This window comes from Pseudomonas sp. Hz4 (assembly GCF_054898165.1).
Genome location: NZ_CM142719.1, coordinates 4,359,168 through 4,374,454 on the forward strand (window position 1 = coordinate 4,359,168; position 15,287 = coordinate 4,374,454).

Here is a 15,287-nt window from a genome sequence, read left to right on the forward strand (position 1 = left end):
ACTTTATGCGTCGCGCCCTGCTCTTCGCTTGCGCTCTGCTCGCACTGCCTTTTGCGCAGGCTGCAGAACTTCAACCTTTCTCCGCCAGCTACACCGCTGACTGGAAGCAGCTGCCCATGAGCGGCACCGCTGAACGCAGCCTGACCAAGCAAGCCAATGGCGCCTGGAAGCTCAGCTTCAAGGCCTCAATGATGATCGCCAGCCTGACCGAAGAAAGCACCCTGACCCTGGACAAGGACACGCTGCTGCCGCAGTCCTACCACTTCGAACGTGGCGGTCTGGGAAAAACCAAGAAAGCTGACCTGGATTTCGACTGGACCAACAAAATGGTCACCGGCACCGATCGCGGTGACCCGGTCAAGATCCCGCTCAACCGCGGCATGGTCGACAAATCCACTTATCAGCTGGCCCTGCAGCACGACGTGGCCGCTGGCAAGAAAAGCATGAGCTATCAGGTCGTCGACGATGGCGAAGTCGATACCTATGACTTCCGCGTGCTGGGTTCGGAAAAAGTCGACACCAAGGCTGGCCAGATCGAAGCGATCAAAGTCGAACGCGTGCGCGACCCGACACAAAGCAAGCGCACCACCGTCCTGTGGTTTGCCAAGGATTGGGATTACCTGCTGGTTCGTCTGCAACAGGTTGAAACCGACGGCAAGGAGTACAACATCATGCTCCTGGACGGTACGGTCAACGGCAAGGCTGTCAAAGGCAGCTGATCCGGATCAACACGAAAATCCGGAATCCGATGAGGATTCCGGATTTTTTTATGCCCGCTACAATTCAAATCCGCGCCAGTGCCTGGGCCAGATCGGCGCGCAGGTCTTCGACGTCCTCGACACCCACCGACAAACGCACCAGCGCATCGCCAATGCCGAGCTGCGCGCGGGTGTCTGCAGGGATGCTGGCGTGGGTCATGATCGCCGGGTGTTCGATCAGGCTTTCCACCCCACCCAGGCTTTCGGCCAGAGCGAAAATCCGTACACTCTCGAGCAAACGCGTGGCGCCCGCCAGATCGCTGTTCAGATCGAGGGAAATCATTCCGCCGAAACCGCGCATCTGCCGCTGCGCCAGTTCGTGCTGTGGGTGCGACGGTAGGCCCGGATAATAGACGCGCGCCACCTGCGGCTGACGCTCCAGCCATTGCGCCAGATCCAGCGCGTTATTGCAGTGGCGTTCCATGCGCAGCGCCAGGGTCTTCACGCCGCGCAGGGTGAGGAACGCGTCGAACGGCCCGGCGATAGCGCCTACTGAGTTCTGCAGGAAGCCCAGACGCTCCGCCAGGTCTGCGTTTTTTCCGACCACCGCGATACCGCCGATCACATCGGAGTGGCCGTTCAGGTACTTGGTGGTCGAGTGCAGCACGATGTCGAAGCCAAGCTCCAGCGGGCGCTGTATCCAGGGGCTGGCAAACGTGTTGTCGGCCACACAGATGATGCCTCGATCGCGGCAGATGCGCGCGACAGCGGCGAGGTCCGTCAGGCTCAGCAAGGGATTGCTTGGCGTCTCGACCCAAACCATCTTCGTGTCGGGCTGCAGTGAGGCTTCGAATCCCGCCAGGTCAGTCAGATCGACGAAGCTGAAGCGATGCCCGGCGCTGCGTTTGCGCACCTTGTCGAACAGTCGAAAGGTGCCGCCGTACAAATCATTGCCGGAAACGATGTGCGAGCCCGCATCTAGCAGCTCGAGCACCGTGGAGATCGCCGCCAGCCCGGAGGCGAACGCGAAGGCCTGGGTGCCGCTTTCGAGGTCCGCGACGCAACGCTCCAGCGCAAAGCGCGTCGGGTTGTGCGAGCGCCCGTAATCGAAGCCCTTGTGCACGCCGGGGCTCTGCTGCAAGTAGGTGGAGTTGGCGTAAATCGGCGGCATCAGCGCCCCGGTGGAAGGGTCGGGCGTCTGCCCGGCATGGATCACACGGGTGGCGAAGGCGCGTGGTACAGCGGTTTCATCGTGTTGACTCATGCAAGCGATCTCCGTAAGTGAATGAGCATGTCGACTCGAGTAATCAAGCCGTGGAAGCCCGAGGCGTCAGCAATGATCGCCACCAGCCCACGGTCGAGCTCCGCCCGCAATTCAGCCAGGCTGGCGCCGGGAGGCAGGGTTTGAAGCTGATCGGTCATCGCGCTGGACACACTCGTGCGAAAGTGCGAAGCATCTTCTTGCATGCCAAGCAGAATATCGGACTCGTCGATCACGCCAACCAGCCGCTGTCCGCCCTCCAGCACCGGCAGTTGCGAGACATCAGCCAGGCGCATGCGCTGGAAAGCGGTGAGCAGCGTGTCGTCCGGGCCCACGCTGATCACCCGGCCATCCTCGAAGCGCCGTGAGATCAGGTCGCGCAGATCGCCGTAATGCTTGTACTGCAGCAGGCCCTGATCGTTCATCCACTGGTCGTTGTAGACCTTCGACAGGTAGCGGGTGCCGGTGTCGCAGACGAAGCTCACGACCCGCTTCGGCTCGGTTTGCTCGCGGCAGTAACGCAGCGCCGCCGCCAGCAGTGTGCCGGTCGAGGAACCGCCGAGAATGCCTTCGGCGCGCAGCAGTTGGCGGGCATGATCGAAGCTTTCCTCATCACTGATCGAGTAGGCGTGGCGCACGCTGGACAGGTCGGCAATCGACGGAATGAAGTCCTCGCCGATGCCCTCCACCGCCCACGAACCGGGTGTGCCGAGGGTGCCGCTGCGGCTGTATTCGGCCATCACCGAGCCGACCGGATCGGCCAGCACCATGGCCAGGTTCGGTTGCACACGGCGAAAGAAGCGGGTCAGCCCGGTCAGCGTGCCGGCCGAACCGACGCCAACGACGATGGCGTCCAGATCATGCTGAGTCTGCGCCCAGATCTCCGGCGCAGTGCTGCATTCGTGGGCCAGCGGGTTGGCCGGGTTGTTGAACTGATCGGCGAAGAAGGCGTCGGGAATGTCCTGCGCCAGCCGCGCAGCAACGTCCTGGTAATAATCGGGATGACCCTTGCCGACATCGGAGCGGGTGATGTGCACCTCGGCGCCCATCGCCTTGAGGTGCAGGACCTTCTCGGTGGACATTTTGTCCGGCACCACCAACACCACCCGGTAACCCTTGGCACGGCCGACCAAAGCCAGGCCGAGGCCGGTGTTGCCGGCGGTAGCCTCGACGATGGTGCCACCGGGTCGCAGGCGGCCATCGCGTTCGGCGGCGTCGATCATCGCCAGGCCGATGCGATCCTTGATCGAACCGCCGGGGTTCTGCGATTCGAGCTTGAGGAACAGCGTGCACGGGCCGGTATCGAAGCGGCTGACGCGCACCAGCGGCGTATTGCCAATCAGTTCGAGTACGGCGGGACGGGAGTCAGTGGGCATGTCGTCACCTCGCTACGCAAATTAGCACTGGATGGACAGCAACCGGCGGTGAATCATCGCGCGCCAGTCACAGGCAAAGTCTCGCTTGGACCATAGGCCGGGATGGCGCCACCCGCAACCGTGCACAGCCAGCCGGTAGCGTCGCCGGAACGACAAAGCCTGCCGCCGCAACCTGGTTCAGCCTGTAAGAAAGTGGAACGTGCATCAGTAGGAATGCTCTATAACTTCAAGGTCTTTTTTGATCGAATGACTTTTCCTGTTGCCTACGAGGTTTCCCATGACTGTCACCGTCAACACCGTCTCCGCCGAAGGTTTTCGTCACAGCGTCCAGATCGATGACCACGAACTCTTTGCCGACGAACCGACATCCGCCGGCGGCGAAGGCTCGGCGCCCGAGCCACACGATTACTTCGACGCGGCACTGGGTGCCTGCAAGGCCCTGACCCTGAAGATGTACGCGAAGAAGAAAGACATCCCGCTGACCGGTGTCACGGTCGAGGTCAAACGTGACAACAGCGAAGAGCAGAAAGGTAAATATGCCCTGCACGTCAAACTGACACTCAAGGGTGTGCTCACCGACGCCCAGCGCGATGAGCTGCACCGCGTGGCCGACCGTTGCCCGGTCCACAAGCTGATGACCACCACCGAGATCAGCATCGAAACCCATCTGTCCGAAGGCGCTTTCAGCCAATAGCGGCAAGGGCTGTGCAGGCGGGTTATGCTTCACGCGTCACCCGCTTAGCCTGGAATGCCCCATGAACACTCCGCTCGTGATCCGCGCCCGCGCCGAAGATGTCGAAGGCCAGCCGATTCTTCGCCCGCTGCCGTCAGCCAAATGCCGCAGCGTCGGGCCTTTCGTGTTTTTTGACCACATGCTGCAAACCCGTTATCCGGCGGGTAAAGGCATGAACATCCGACAGCATCCGCACATTGGTCTGTCCACCCTCACCTACTTATTCGAAGGGCAAATCCAGCACAAGGACAGCCTCGGCTCCGATCAAGTGGTGGACGCCGGTGATGTCAGCTGGATGACTGCAGGCAGCGCGATTGCCCACGTCGAACGTACGCCTGAGGCGTTGAAGGATAAGGGCTTCACGATGCACGGTTTGCAGATTTGGCTGGCTTCACCCAAGGATCATGAGCACGGTCCGGGACACTACAGTCACTATCCGGCGACCACGCTGCCGGTCAGCGATAACCTTGGGGTGAAGATCCGGATGATTGCCGGGTCAGGCTTTTGCCTGGAATCACCGGTCCCAGTGCTTTCTCCGACGCTGTACGCCGAATTGAACCTGCAAACGGCAACAACGCTGCTGATTCCTACCGAGCATGAAGAGCGGGCGTTGTATGTGCTGGACGGCGAGGTGCAACTGGAGGGCGAGCTGATAGAACCGCATTCGCTGGTGGTGTTGCCGGTCGGGGAAGAGATGACGCTGTTCGCTGAAAGCGACTGTCATGCCGTATTGTTCGGTGGTGCCCCGCTGGATGGGCCACGGCGGATCAACTGGAATTTTGTGGCGAGTGACCCGGCGTTGATCGATGAGGCTCGCCGGCGCTGGGCGGCCGGGGATTGGCCGACGGTGCCGGGGGAAAGTGAGCGGATCGAACTACCTAAACACCGAAGCCCGCCAACACCCCTGTAGCTGATCATTCCCACGCTGCGTGGGAATGCCTCTAGGGACGCTCCGCGTCCAGTGACGCCGAGCGTCACGGGCTGCATTCCCACGCAGAGCGTGGGAACGATCAAATGAAAAAAACCCGCCGAAGCGGGTTTTTTTACAACGCAGTTAAACCGACAGCTCAACCAGTAGCTTGTTGAGACGGCGCACGTACGCAGCCGGGTCTTTCAAGCTGTCACCGGCTGCCAGAGCCGCCTGATCGAAGAGAATGTGCGACAGATCGCCGAAGCGCTCATCGCTCTGCTCGTTGTCGAGCTTCTCGATCAGCGGGTGAGCCGGGTTGAATTCGAAGATCGGCTTCGATTCCGGAACTTTCTGACCGCTGGCTTCCAGGATCTGGCGCATCTGCATGCCCAAGTCCTGCTCACCGATGGCCAGAATCGCCGGGGAATCGGTCAGGCGGTGCGAAACCCGCACTTCAGCCACCGAGTCGCCCAGTGCAGTTTTCAGACGCTCAACCAGACCTTCTTTGGACTTGGCGACTTCTTGCGCCGCTTTCTTGTCCTCTTCCGAGTCCAGGTTGCCGAGGTCCAGGTCACCGCGAGCCACGTCGACAAAGCTCTTGCCGTCGAAGTCGCTGAGGTAGCTCATCAGCCACTCGTCTATGCGGTCGGTCAGCAGCAGCACTTCAATGCCTTTCTTGCGGAAGACTTCCAGGTGCGGGCTGTTTTTGACTTGCGCGTAGGTTTCGCCGGTCAGGTAGTAGATCTTGTCCTGACCTTCCTTGGCGCGAGCCAGGTATTCGGCCAGACCCACCACTTGCTCGCCTTCATCACCGTTGGTCGATGCGAAACGCAGCAGGCCAGCAATTTTCTCTTTGTTGGCGAAGTCTTCTGCCGGGCCTTCTTTCATGACCTGGCCAAAGTTTTTCCAGAAGCTTTTGTATTGCTCAGGCTCGTTCTTCGCCAGCTTTTCCAGCATGTCGAGAACGCGCTTGGTCAGCGCCGACTTCATGGAATCGATGATCGGGTCTTTTTGCAGGATTTCCCGCGAGACGTTCAGCGACAGGTCGTTGGAATCGACCACGCCTTTGATGAAACGCAGGTACAGCGGCAGGAACGACTCGGCCTGATCCATCACGAACACGCGCTGCACATACAGCTTCAGGCCTTTCGGCGCCTCACGCTGGTACAGATCGAACGGAGCACGGGCCGGCACGTAGAGCAGCGAGCTGTATTCGAGCTTGCCTTCGACCTTGTTGTGGCTCCAGCTCAGCGGGTTCTCGAAGTCGTGAGCGACGTGTTTGTAGAACTCCTGGTATTCCTCGTCCTTGACCTCGGTACGCGGACGGGTCCACAGGGCGCTGGCGCGGTTGACGGTTTCCCATTCAACGGCCGGTTGCTCTTCGCCTTCGGCGGCTGCCACTTCTTTCGGCAACTCGATCGGCAGAGCGATGTGGTCGGAGTACTTCTTGATGATGTTGCGCAGACGCCAGCCATCGGCGAATTCGTCTTCAGCCGCCTTCAGGTGCAGGACGATGCGGGTACCGCGCTCGGCTTTCTCAACGGTGGCAACTTCGAAATCGCCTTCGCCCTTGGACGACCAGTGCACGCCTTCGCTGGCAGCATCGCCGGCACGACGGCTGAACACGTCAACTTTGTCAGCGACGATGAATGCAGAGTAGAAACCCACACCGAACTGACCGATCAGGTGCGAGTCTTTTTTCTGATCGCCAGAGAGATGTTTCATGAAATCGGCAGTGCCGGATTTGGCGATGGTCCCCAGGTGGGTGATCGCCTCTTCTCGGCTCATGCCGATGCCGTTGTCTTCGAGAGTGACGGTTTTAGCGTCCTTGTCGAAGCTCACACGGATTTTCAGCTCGGCGCCACCTTCCAGCAGTTCAGGCTTGGACAGGGCTTCGAAACGTAATTTGTCGACAGCGTCAGAGGCGTTCGAGATCAATTCGCGAAGGAAAATTTCCTTGTTGGAATACAGCGAATGGATCATGAGGTGCAGCAGTTGCTTCACCTCGGTCTGGAAGCCCAGGGTTTCCTTTTGAGTTTCCACACTCATGGTTATCAAACTCCAATCAGATGGCAGTGGCCGCGACCTTGAGGGTCGGCGGCGGGTTGTCATCAAAGTTGGGGGCAGTGTTCAGGATTTCAAGGGCTCTTCGATTTTGAAATGGGCGCGGGCCGTGGCAATCGGTTCAGCTTCGGTACTTTGCCAGGCCGTAATCGCAACGTTGGCCACCCGGCGACCCTGACGGCAAACCTGGCATCGGGCCCAGGTGTCGCGAAACTGCCCCGCACGCAGGTAGTCGAGGGAGAAGTCGATGATCTTCGGCACACCCGGCGAACCGGTGAAAATCAGCAGGTGCAACGCTGCAGACAGCTCCATGAACCCGGCGATCACGCCGCCATGAATCGCCGGCAATAAAGGGTTACCAATGTTGTCCTTGTTGGCCGGCAAGCGAAACAGCAGATCATCCCCCACCCGCGAACATTCAACGCCGATCAGTTTGGCGTAAGGAATCAGGTGCAGCAGCGAAGCGTATTCGCCCTGCTCATGTGCCTTCTGAAGTTGTGCCTTGAAGGCGTCGGTCATTTCGCACCTCTGGCGATGACGCCGCCAAAACCTTTGGTGCCTTTGATGGCTTTGCCCATGCGCATGAAGGTACCCACCACGTGGGCGATGGGTTGCTCGGGATCGTCCTGATAGGCAAAACCGCGAGCAAAGATCACATCCGTGGTCACCCGGTAGCACTGAGCAAAACCGTAGACATCTTTGTGTGGTTCAGCGGCGTGCATGTAGTCGATGCGCAGGTCGAGGGTCGGGCAGACCTCAAATTCGGTTAGCACGCAGAGGGTCGACATGCCACAGGCAGTGTCCATCAGCGAGGTCAGCGCTCCGCCATGGATCACCCCGGTTTGCGGGTTGCCCACAATTTGAGGACTGTACGGCAGGATGACGGTTAGCCCTTCGCTGCTGGCGCTGTGAACCCGCAGCCCAAGTACCTGACAATGTCGCAGCGCCGATAGAAATCGCGTGGCGCGCTCAAAAACGGGGTTTTCGGCCATTTTTATCCAACTCTTCGTAGTGTTCTGGCAACGCACTAGGCGCCTTAGTAAAAGTCCCGTCAGAATAATCTTATATATTTGTATAAATTGAGGAACTTAACGTTGCGGGCTAAGCTCGAAAGGCCAGTAGATATATTTTCCATAAGGAGAAACACCCCATGCGTAAGACTTTAGCTATTGCCTTGATGTTGACCGCTTCCCTCGGTCTCGCTGCCTGCGATAAAAAATCCGAGGACAAAGCTCAAGATGCTAACCAACATGCTGAGCAAGCTCAGCAAGACATGAACAAAGCTCAGGATAAAGTGAACGACGCTGCGAAAGAAAACGCCGAAGCCGCCAAAGCTCAGGCTGAATCGGATGCAGCGGCAGCAAAAGAAGCACCTAAAAACTAAAACAGTTTTTAGCGTGATAAAGAAAACCCGCCAAGTGCGGGTTTTCTTTTGTCTGCTTTTTTTTGCAGTGCAGGCATTACAGCAAAATAGTTCTAAAAGTCGGACTAATCATCAACAGCAACGAACACACGAGTCCGACGAACCACACCAAGCTCCGTTGCCAGGCCAGATCAACCCAATAGCACAGTAAATAAATGATTCGCGTAATCACGAAGACGATTGCCAACAAGTCGATCAGCCACCCCGCCGTCTGCGTGGTGTGAGCCATCAACACCCCCACCGCGAACAGAATGAACGCCTCAAAACAGTTCTGATGAGCCGCCAACGCACGGGCACCAAAGCCTGTCAGTTGCGCCTGTTGCTGACGCGGCAGATGGTTGTCGTAACCGCCCTGCTCGTTCATCGCTTTGGCCACGGGAATCTTTGCCACGAAAATCAGCAAGGCACTGATAAACACACACCAGAACGGAATACTCATCAAGCGGCCTCTTTGTTCGCTTCGGGCAATGGCGCCTCTGTAGGTGTATAGACCATCACGTCGAGAACGTCGGAATGAAACTCCCGGCGATACAACACCAGCACGACGCCGGTGCTCATCAACATGAACAACCAGGGGCTGACGAACCAGGCCAGCATGGTCATGCCGAAGTAGTAAGCGTGCAGGCCGAAGTTGAACTGGTTGGCGGCCATAGAGATGACGCGCGCCGCACGGGCAGCAAAGGCTTTGCGCTCCTGCTCGGAAACGTGACGCTCCCCGACCATCGGCGCCGAGCCAATCAGAATGGCCGCGAAGTTGTACTGGCGCATGCACCAGCTGAACGTGAAGAACGCATAGACAAACACCAGCGCCAGGCACAGCAACTTGATCTCCGACATCCCTTGAGAGGCCTGCTGCACTATCGGGATATCCGCCAGCAACGACACGGCTCTTTCCGAGGCACCGAGCACCGTGAGAATGCCGGCCAGGATAATCAGTGTGCTGGAGGCGAAGAACGAAGCATTGCGCTCCAGGTTGCCGACCACGCTGGCGTCAGCGATACGGTTGTCGCGCAACAGCATGCGGCGCATCCAGTCTTCGCGATACAAGTGCAGCACACTGGCCAGACACGCGGTGTCGCGGCCCTTCCACGACGCATAGCGGGTGTAGCCGCCCCAGCAGATGACGAACCAGAGCGCGGCGAGGATGTGGATCATATTGGCGTGGATGAACGACATGCAGGTCCTTGTGATGTGTTTGGCAAAGCAAGTAGTGCTTCGACGTTAGCTCAAGGAAAAAGACACTGCACCGACTCCAAAAAAAATGCCCCGTATCGATTGATACGGGGCATTTCCATATGTGCTTGAGACCCGCTTGTGGCGGGCCATGAAGCGGCTTAAGCCAGGGCTTCTTCGCGCTTGCCCAGCAGACGATCGCAGACCACCGCGACCACCAGGGTCATGACCGCCGGCACCAGCCAGGCCAGGCCTTGCTCGCTCAGCGGCAGGTGGGACATCTGAGCCGGCATCCAGTCCGCCAGGCCCGCGCCCTTGAGGGCGTCGATCAGGCCGAAGATGAACGAGACCAGCATCACCGGGCCGACGATGCGGCCCTGCTCATGCCAGAAGTCCTTGCAGAAGCTCAGGGCTACCAGGGCAATGCACGGCGGGTAGATCGCGGTCAGCACCGGGATCGAGAACGCAATCAGCTTGGTGAGCCCAAGGTTGGACACCAGCAGCGAGAACACGGCCAGGATGATGACCAATGTTTTGTAGGACAGCGGCAGCACACGGCTGAAGTATTCGGCGCAGGCGCAGGTCAGACCCACCGCCGTCACCAGACAGGCCAAGGAGATCAGCACCGCCAGAAAACCGCTGCCCAGAGAACCGAAGGTGTGTTGCACGTAAGCGTGCAACACCGCCGCGCCGTTGGTGGCACCCGCAGCCACTTCATGGCTGCCCGAACCGAGACGGAACAGGCTGACGTAAACCAGCGCCAGACCCACGCCGGCAATCAGCCCGGCAATGATCGCGTAACGGGTAATCAACACCGGCGACTCGACGCCACGGGAACGGATCGCGTTGACGATGACAATGCCGAATACCAGCGCACCCAGGGTATCCATGGTCAGGTAACCATTGATGAAGCCTTGGGAGAACGGTGCCGCCACGTATTCCGGGGTGGCTACGCCGACATCACCGGCCGGCAATGCAAACGCTGCGATGCCGAGAGCGGCCAAGGCGATGATCTTCAGCGGCGCGAGGAAACGTCCTACGGTATCCAGCAAACGGCCTGGATAAAGCGAGATGAAGAACACCAGCAGGAAGTACACCGAACTGTAGAGGAACAACGCCAGTGGGCTCTCGCCGGTCAGCGGCGCCAGGCCGACTTCGAACGACACGGAGGCGGTGCGCGGTGTCGCGAACAGCGGGCCGACAGCGAGGTAGCACGCGGCCGCCAGCAGGCCACCGGCGACTTTACCGATCGGGCTGCTCAAGGCATCCATGGCGCCACCGACCTTTGCCAGGGCGATCACGGTGATCACTGGCAGACCGACCGCGGTGATCAGAAAGCCCAGCGCCGCCATCCAGACATTTGGACCGGACTGCAGACCGACGATAGGCGGGAAGATGATGTTGCCAGCCCCGACAAACAAGGCAAAAGTCATAAAACCAAGTGCCAGGATGTCCTGGCCTTTCAACACTTTCATTAAGGAAATACCACACTACTGAATCGGAATTTAGAGAGGGATTTCCCTGAGGGGTGAGGGAAATGCTGTCGGTCCGTATAGGACTGACCCGTTTAGCGCGGAGCAACCTTGTGGGCTGCGGACGCAAAAATGGCTGCTAGCCTAACGAATTTGCCCGACAAACGCACTGTTAGGGTGCGAACTATCCGATGCACGACATTTCTGTGTCGCGTTTTTGCATGTTAATGGTTGTCGCCTGTAAGTCCGCCTTCGCGAGCAAGCCCGCTCCCACAGTGGAATGCGGTCAAATGTGGGAGTGGGCTTGCTCGCGAAGGGGCCCGAACGGCCAACACAAACCCCGGAAACGACAAAGGCCACCCGAAGGTGGCCTTTGTCTGGTAAAGCGTCAGATTAGCGCGAGGCTTACTTGACTGCCCAACCGGTCAGCTCGGACAAAGCCTTGCCGATGTCTGCCAGCGAACGCACGGTTTTGACGCCTGCGTCTTCCAGGGCAGCAAACTTCTCGTCTGCAGTGCCTTTGCCGCCAGAGATGATTGCGCCAGCATGGCCCATGCGCTTGCCTGCAGGGGCAGTCACACCAGCGATGTAGGAAACAACTGGCTTGGTCACGTGTGCCTTGATGTAGGCAGCCGCTTCTTCTTCAGCCGAACCGCCGATCTCGCCGATCATCACGATCGCTTCGGTCTTCGGGTCTTCCTGGAACAGCTTCAGGATGTCGATGAAGTTCGAACCCGGGATCGGGTCACCACCGATGCCGACGCAAGTCGACTGACCGAAACCGGCGTCAGTCGTCTGCTTAACAGCTTCGTAGGTCAGGGTGCCGGAACGGGAAACGATACCGACTTTACCTGGCAAGTGAATGTGACCTGGCATGATGCCGATCTTGCATTCGCCTGGAGTGATCACGCCTGGGCAGTTAGGACCGATCAGGACTACACCCAGCTCGTCGCACTTGACCTTGGCATCCAGCATATCCAGGGTAGGAATGCCTTCAGTGATGCAAACGATCAGCTTGATGCCGCCGAAGGCTGCTTCCAGGATGGAGTCCTTGCAGAAAGGAGCCGGAACGTAGATCACGCTGGCAGTGGCGCCAGTGGCAGCTACAGCGTCTTTCACGGTGTTGAACACTGGCAGACCCAGGTGCTCGGTGCCGCCTTTGCCCGGAGTTACGCCACCGACCATCTTGGTGCCGTATTCGATGGCTTGCTGGGTGTGGAAACTACCTTGCGAACCGGTAATACCCTGGCAGATAACTTTGGTGTCTTTATTGATCAGGACGCTCATTATTTGCCCTCCGCAGCTTTGACAACTTGTTGAGCAGCGTCGGTCAGGCTGGTAGCAGCGATGATGTTCAAACCGCTTTCTGCCAGTACTTTAGCGCCCAGCTCAGCGTTGTTGCCTTCAAGGCGAACAACAACCGGGATTTTCACGCCGACTTCTTTCACAGCGCCGATGATGCCTTCGGCAATCATGTCGCAACGAACGATGCCGCCGAAGATGTTGACCAATACTGCAGCGACGTTAGTGTCGGACAGAATGATCTTGAACGCTTCGGTAACGCGTTCTTTGGTAGCACCGCCGCCCACGTCGAGGAAGTTGGCTGGTTTGCCGCCATGCAGGTTGACGATGTCCATGGTACCCATGGCCAGGCCAGCACCGTTGACCATGCAACCGATGTTGCCTTCCAGTGCTACGTAGTTCAGTTCGAACTTGGCAGCGTGCGCTTCGCGCGGATCGTCTTGCGACGGATCGTGGAAAGTCTTCAGCTTAGGCTGACGGTACATGGCGTTGGCGTCGATGTTGATCTTGGCGTCGAGGCAATGCAGATCGCCGTCAGCCTTGATCACCAGCGGGTTCACTTCCAGCAGAGCCAGGTCGTGATCCTTGAACAGCTTGGCCAGACCTACGAAGATCTTGGCGAACTGAGTAACTTGCTTGCCTTCCAGACCCAGTTGGAATGCCAGCTCGCGCCCCTGGAATGGCTGAGCGCCAACCAGTGGATCGATAGTGGCCTTGAGGATTTTCTCAGGGGTGTCGTGAGCGATTTTCTCGATGTCCACGCCACCTTCGGTGGAAGCCATGAACACGATACGACGGCTCGAACGGTCAACGACAGCGCCCAGGTACAGCTCTTTAGCGATATCAGTGCACGATTCAACCAGGATCTTGGTGACTGGCTGACCATTGGCATCAGTCTGGTAAGTCACCAGACGCTTGCCCAACCACTGTTGAGCGAATGCTTTGGCGTCTTCTTTGCTGCGAACCAGCTTGACGCCGCCCGCTTTACCGCGACCACCTGCGTGAACCTGGGCTTTGACAACCCACTCGGTCCCGCCGATCTTGTCGCACGCTTCTGCTGCAGCTTCCGGGGTGTCTACGGCGAAACCCTGGGATACTGGCAGGCCGTATTCAGCGAACAGCTGCTTACCCTGATACTCGTGAAGATTCATGCTAATTACCGTCTTCGTTAGGTACTGCGCATTCGGTGCTGCACTTGTTCAAGTGCCGCACCACCTGTGACTGCTGCTTGCGTAGGTGTTCCGGATATCCGGTGAACTACGCAAGGCTGCGTCCGGCGGACATTCCGCGGTGAGTCTTGCACGCAAGGCTCACGACGGGCCTTCCGCCGTGGTTTCTTATTGTCTTGTCTTAACGCTTCTTGCGGTTGGCGATGTGAATGGCGCCGCCATTCACTGCCAGAGCTGCTTCGTGCAAGGCTTCGGACAGGGTCGGATGGGAGAAAACCATCATGCCCAGGTCTTCGGCACTGGTGCCGAATTCCATACCGATCGCGCCCTGCTGAACCAGTTCTGCAGCGCTCGGGCCAATCACGTGGACGCCCAATACGCGGTCAGTCTTGGCATCAGCAATGACTTTCACGAAACCGCCGGTGTCGTTGGCTGCCATGGCACGGCCACTGGCTGCAAACGGGAAAGTGCCGACGTTAACTTCAACGCCTTCAGCTTTCAAGGTTTGCTCGGTTTTACCGACCCAAGCGATTTCCGGGTGAGTATAAATAACAGACGGGATCAGGTCATAGTTGATCTGGGCTTTGTGGCCCTTGATGCGCTCAACAACCATGATGCCTTCTTCGGACGCCTTGTGCGCCAGCATCATGCCGCGAACCACGTCGCCGATCGCGAAAACGCCCGGAACGCTGGTCGCGCACTGGTCGTCAACGAAAACGAAACCACGTTCGTCGATGTTTACACCGCTGTCAGCTGCCAGCAGCTCGGTGGTCACTGGACGGCGACCGACGGCAACGATCAGCTTGTCGAAGGTGATGTTCTGTTCGCCATTGGCATCGGTGTAGTTCACAACGACTTCGTCGCCGTTCACTTTGGAACCGGTGACGCGAGCGCCCAGCTTGATGTTCAGACCTTGTTTGGTCAGGGTTTTGTAGGCTTCTTTGGAAACGGCGTCGTCAGCCGCTGGCAGGAACTTCTCCAGTGCTTCCAGAACAACCACTTCGGAACCCAGGCGGGACCAGACCGAACCCAGTTCCAGACCGATTACGCCAGCGCCGATCACGCCCAGACGCTTAGGAACCGATTGGAATTCCAGCGCGCCAGTCGAATCGACGATCACGTTCTGGTCAACCGGAGCCGGTGGAATGTCGATCGGACGCGAGCCCGAAGCCAGGATCACGTTCTCGGCTTCGATGATTTCGACGGTGCCGTCTGGCTTGGTCAGTTCGACTTTCTTGCCGGCCAGCAGTTTGCCGTGGCCTTGCAGGGAAGTGACGCCGTTCGCCTTGAACAGGGTTGCAACGCCAGAGGTAAGGCCTTTGACGATGTTGGCTTTACGGCCAACCATTGCAGCCACGTCCATGGTCACGCCAGCGTGATTGATACCGTGGATCGCGAAGCCTTCTTTGGCTTCCTTGTATTTCCAGGAGCTGTCCAGCAGCGCCTTGGAGGGAATGCAGCCGACGTTCAGGCAAGTACCGCCGAGGGCCAGTTTGCCTTCCTTGTCGGTGTATTTCTCGATGCAGGCAGTGGTGAGGCCCAGTTGCGCTGCTTTAATGGCCGCCACGTAGCCGCCAGGGCCCGCGCCAATCACTACCACGTCGAATTTCTGAGTCATGTGTCATTCCTTCTCGAATCAAACCGGACGGGCCCTTTGGAGGACCGTCGTGGGACGAAGCTGGTCATTACAGAAGGGCCGTCCACTG

15 protein-coding genes are annotated in these 15,287 nt (G+C 58.6%); 4 read left to right on the forward strand and 11 right to left on the reverse strand.

Annotated features, from left to right (window positions below; translation table 11 throughout):
- Window positions 1–5 precede the first annotated feature (5 nt).
- Window positions 6–719 carry a DUF3108 domain-containing protein gene (locus ACYZTR_RS19860; protein ID WP_461973427.1) on the forward strand — a complete coding sequence of 238 codons (714 nt, stop codon included), beginning with the start codon at window positions 6–8 and terminating at the stop codon, window positions 717–719.
- A gap of 64 nt (window positions 720–783) precedes the next feature.
- Here ACYZTR_RS19860 and ACYZTR_RS19865 read toward each other — a convergent pair whose 3' ends face one another.
- Both ACYZTR_RS19865 and ACYZTR_RS19870 read right to left on the reverse strand, forming a co-directional pair.
- Window positions 784–1,962 carry a cystathionine gamma-synthase gene (locus ACYZTR_RS19865; RefSeq protein WP_461973428.1) on the reverse strand — a complete coding sequence of 393 codons (1,179 nt, stop codon included), beginning with the start codon at window positions 1,960–1,962 and terminating at the stop codon, window positions 784–786.
- On the reverse strand, window positions 1,959–3,335 hold the full coding sequence (locus ACYZTR_RS19870; RefSeq protein ID WP_461973429.1) for a pyridoxal-phosphate dependent enzyme: 1,377 nt from the start codon (window positions 3,333–3,335) through the stop codon (window positions 1,959–1,961). Before ACYZTR_RS19870 ends, ACYZTR_RS19865 begins: the two co-directional genes overlap by 4 nt.
- A 277-nt stretch (window positions 3,336–3,612) precedes the next feature.
- On the opposite strand from ACYZTR_RS19870, the gene ACYZTR_RS19875 reads away from it, so the two are divergent.
- Together ACYZTR_RS19875 and ACYZTR_RS19880 are read left to right on the forward strand one after the other, a co-directional pair.
- Window positions 3,613–4,029 carry an OsmC family protein gene (locus tag ACYZTR_RS19875; RefSeq protein ID WP_461973430.1) on the forward strand — a complete coding sequence of 139 codons (417 nt, stop codon included), beginning with the start codon at window positions 3,613–3,615 and terminating at the stop codon, window positions 4,027–4,029.
- 61 nt (window positions 4,030–4,090) lie between these two features.
- The gene (locus ACYZTR_RS19880) at window positions 4,091–4,978 is read left to right on the forward strand and encodes a pirin family protein (protein WP_461973431.1); all 888 of its coding nucleotides are present in this window, start codon (window positions 4,091–4,093) and stop codon (window positions 4,976–4,978) included.
- Between the two features lie 144 nt (window positions 4,979–5,122).
- On the opposite strand, the gene htpG is transcribed toward ACYZTR_RS19880, so the two are convergent.
- From htpG to ACYZTR_RS19895, 3 genes are all read right to left on the reverse strand, one after another.
- Window positions 5,123–7,027: a molecular chaperone HtpG gene (gene htpG / locus ACYZTR_RS19885; protein WP_461973432.1), complete on the reverse strand. Its 1,905-nt coding sequence runs from the start codon at window positions 7,025–7,027 to the stop codon at window positions 5,123–5,125.
- A gap of 81 nt (window positions 7,028–7,108) precedes the next feature.
- Window positions 7,109–7,561 (reverse strand): PaaI family thioesterase, encoded by a 453-nt coding sequence (locus ACYZTR_RS19890; RefSeq protein ID WP_461973433.1) that lies wholly within the window; start codon window positions 7,559–7,561, stop codon window positions 7,109–7,111.
- Window positions 7,558–8,034 carry a PaaI family thioesterase gene (locus tag ACYZTR_RS19895; protein ID WP_461973434.1) on the reverse strand — a complete coding sequence of 159 codons (477 nt, stop codon included), beginning with the start codon at window positions 8,032–8,034 and terminating at the stop codon, window positions 7,558–7,560. Before ACYZTR_RS19895 ends, ACYZTR_RS19890 begins: the two co-directional genes overlap by 4 nt.
- 158 nt (window positions 8,035–8,192) lie before the next feature.
- On the opposite strand from ACYZTR_RS19895, the gene ACYZTR_RS19900 reads away from it, so the two are divergent.
- Window positions 8,193–8,426 carry a hypothetical protein gene (locus ACYZTR_RS19900; RefSeq protein WP_109635983.1) on the forward strand — a complete coding sequence of 78 codons (234 nt, stop codon included), beginning with the start codon at window positions 8,193–8,195 and terminating at the stop codon, window positions 8,424–8,426.
- A gap of 76 nt (window positions 8,427–8,502) precedes the next feature.
- Here the strand turns inward: ACYZTR_RS19900 and ACYZTR_RS19905 are convergent, their stop codons facing one another.
- The 6 genes from ACYZTR_RS19905 to lpdA all read right to left on the reverse strand — a co-directional run bounded on the left by ACYZTR_RS19905 (window position 8,503) and on the right by lpdA (window position 15,199).
- The gene (locus ACYZTR_RS19905; RefSeq protein WP_282377557.1) at window positions 8,503–8,904 is read right to left on the reverse strand and encodes an MAPEG family protein; all 402 of its coding nucleotides are present in this window, start codon (window positions 8,902–8,904) and stop codon (window positions 8,503–8,505) included.
- A complete protein-coding gene (locus ACYZTR_RS19910) occupies window positions 8,904–9,641 on the reverse strand; it encodes a DUF599 domain-containing protein (protein ID WP_461973435.1) in 738 nt (245 codons plus the stop codon). The genes ACYZTR_RS19905 and ACYZTR_RS19910 overlap by 1 nt, the downstream gene beginning before the upstream one ends.
- 158 nt (window positions 9,642–9,799) lie before the next feature.
- Entirely contained in the window at window positions 9,800–11,113 is a 1,314-nt protein-coding gene (brnQ, locus tag ACYZTR_RS19915) for a branched-chain amino acid transport system II carrier protein (RefSeq protein ID WP_461973436.1), read from the reverse strand.
- A gap of 402 nt (window positions 11,114–11,515) precedes the next feature.
- Complete coding sequence (gene sucD / locus ACYZTR_RS19920) at window positions 11,516–12,397, reverse strand: succinate--CoA ligase subunit alpha (RefSeq protein ID WP_003210566.1); 882 nt, start codon at window positions 12,395–12,397, stop codon at window positions 11,516–11,518.
- Complete coding sequence (gene sucC / locus ACYZTR_RS19925; RefSeq protein ID WP_103498765.1) at window positions 12,397–13,563, reverse strand: ADP-forming succinate--CoA ligase subunit beta; 1,167 nt, start codon at window positions 13,561–13,563, stop codon at window positions 12,397–12,399. The genes sucD and sucC overlap by 1 nt, the downstream gene beginning before the upstream one ends.
- A gap of 199 nt (window positions 13,564–13,762) precedes the next feature.
- Window positions 13,763–15,199 carry a dihydrolipoyl dehydrogenase gene (gene lpdA / locus ACYZTR_RS19930; RefSeq protein WP_461973437.1) on the reverse strand — a complete coding sequence of 479 codons (1,437 nt, stop codon included), beginning with the start codon at window positions 15,197–15,199 and terminating at the stop codon, window positions 13,763–13,765.
- Between the last annotated feature and the right edge of the window lie 88 nt (window positions 15,200–15,287).